The organism is Vicinamibacteria bacterium, from assembly GCA_035620555.1.
GTDB lineage: Bacteria > Acidobacteriota > Vicinamibacteria > Marinacidobacterales > SMYC01 > DASPGQ01.
The window spans coordinates 1-2008 of record DASPGQ010000256.1 but is presented as its reverse complement, the minus strand read 5'-3'; the positions used below and the strand labels follow the sequence as shown (position 1 = coordinate 2008).

Below are 2008 nucleotides of genomic sequence, written 5' to 3'. Positions count from 1 at the left end.
CGCTCAAGCTTTTCTGGAGGCCGAATCCTACGCCGGCCCGTCGCTCATCATCGCCTACAGTCATTGCATCGCCCATGGTTACGACATGGCCCAGGGCGCGGCCCAGCAAAAGCTCGCGGTGGACTCGGGGGTCTGGCCCCTCTACCGGTTCGACCCTCGTCGTCTCGTCAAGGGCGAGCCTCCTCTCCATCTCGACTACGGACCTCCCAAAGCCAAAGTCGCCGATTACATGCGCAATGAGTCGCGCTTCCGTACGGTCGAGCGGGCCGCCCCCGAGCGCTACCGACACTTCCTGGAGGAATCGCAGGAGGCGGCGGAGCGCCGTTACGCCGTCTATCAGCAGCTCGCGGGAATCACCGTGCCCGTTTCTTCCACCGAGGAGGCGACGGAGGAAAAGGAAGGCACATGAATCTCGGCACGACCTATCTGGGAATTCGCCTGCCGCACCCGTTGATGGTCGGCTCTGGACCACTAACCGACGATCTCGGCACGGTCAAGAAGCTCGAGGACGCGGGTGCCGGAGCACTCGTGCTGCGGCCGCTCTACGAAGAGGAGATCACGGGCGAGCAGATGTCCGCGTTCTTCCATACTGAGAGCCACGGCGAATCCTTCGCCGAGGCGACGAGCTATGCTCCCGATCCCGAGCTGGCTCCCGGACCCGACGAGTATCTCGAGCACCTGAGACGTGTGAAGGATGCCGTCCAAATCCCGGTAATGGCCTCGCTCAACGGCGCGACGCGCGGAGGCTGGATCTCCTACGCTCGCCTCCTGGAGCAGGCGGGAGCCGACGCTCTCGAGCTGGACCTGTATCATGCGGCGAGCGACGCGGCGACGAGCGGAGCCGAGGTCGAACGGGAAATGCTGGCGATCGTCGACGAGGTGAAGCGGGAGGTTCACGTCCCCGTCGCCGTCAAGCTCTCGCCTCTGTTCACCGCGTTCGCCCATTTTGCCCGGCAGCTCGACCAGGCGGGAACCGACGGGCTCGTGCTCTTCACCCGCTTTCACAAAGTCGATCTCGACGTCGTCGAGCTCGAGGTGCTGCGCTGTCTCCCTCTCTCCGACTCCTCGGACCTCGCTCTCCGCCTTCGGGGAGTCGCGGCTCTCGCGGGACGAATCAAGGCCTCGCTCGCCGTCACCGGCGGCGTCCATACGGCCCTCGACGTCGTCAAGGCGACGATGGTAGGGGCCCATGCAACCCAGATGGTCTCCGCCCTCGTTCGGAACGGTCCCGCTCACCTGCGTACGGTGCGAAAGGATCTCGAAGCCTGGATGGAGGAGAACGAGTGGAGCTCTCTCGACGAGATGCGGGGCAACATGGGTTTCTCCCGGATCCCCGACCCCGCCACCTATGAGCGCGCGAACTACAGGATGACGATTCGTGGATGACTATGCTCTGGTGCTGAATGCCGGCTCGTCGAGCCTGAAGTTCTGCGTGTACCGGCGGCCAGACGTAGAACGCTGGCGCCTGGAAGCGCGCGGTCAAATCGAGGGCATCGGCACATCGCCCCGTCTCTCGGTCAAGGACGCCGAAGGAGGAAAGCTCGCCGACGAGAAGCTTCCCGCGTCGGTCACCGACGGGAGTGCGGCGATCGAAGCACTCGCGGCCTGGCTTCGATCCCGGTACGGCGGCTCGCGAGTCCTGGGCGTCGGCCACCGTGTCGTTCACGGAGGAGCGCGGTTCGCGGCTCCGACGCTCGTCAGCCGCGAGGTCCTGGACGAGCTCTACGAGCTCGTTCCTCTGGCTCCGCTTCATCAGCCCTACAATCTGGCGGCCATCGAAGCCGTCTTCGAGCGGCTGCCGGACGTGCCCCAGGTTGCCTGCTTCGACACCAGCTTTCATCGCGGCCATGCGTCGGTTGCGGAGCTGATACCGCTGCCTCGCGACATTCGCCAAAAGGGACTCCAGCGGTACGGTTTCCACGGCTTGTCCTACGAGTACATCGCTTCCGTCTTGCCCGAGGTCGCTCCGGAGATCGCGAGCGCACGCGTCATCGTCGCGCACCTCGGC

General features: G+C 65.0%; 3 protein-coding genes. All 3 read left to right on the top strand.

Annotation, left to right across the window (positions count from 1 at the left end):
- Window positions 1-409: pyruvate:ferredoxin (flavodoxin) oxidoreductase (locus tag VEK15_10705; protein HXV61155.1), on the top strand; the 409-nt coding region annotated here is incomplete at its 5' end.
- Window positions 406-1386: a dihydroorotate dehydrogenase-like protein gene (locus VEK15_10700; protein ID HXV61154.1), complete on the top strand. Its 981-nt coding sequence runs from the start codon at window positions 406-408 to the stop codon at window positions 1384-1386. The genes VEK15_10705 and VEK15_10700, both read left to right, overlap by 4 nt.
- The coding region (locus VEK15_10695; protein ID HXV61153.1) for an acetate kinase at window positions 1379-2008 on the top strand (630 nt) is incomplete at its 3' end. The genes VEK15_10700 and VEK15_10695, both read left to right, overlap by 8 nt.

What these genes read in the sequence shown, in the direction of transcription:
- VEK15_10700 (HXV61154.1), top strand. Translation starts at nt 406, where the DNA reads ATGAATCTCGGCACGACCTATCTGGGAATTCGCCTGCCGCACCCGTTG.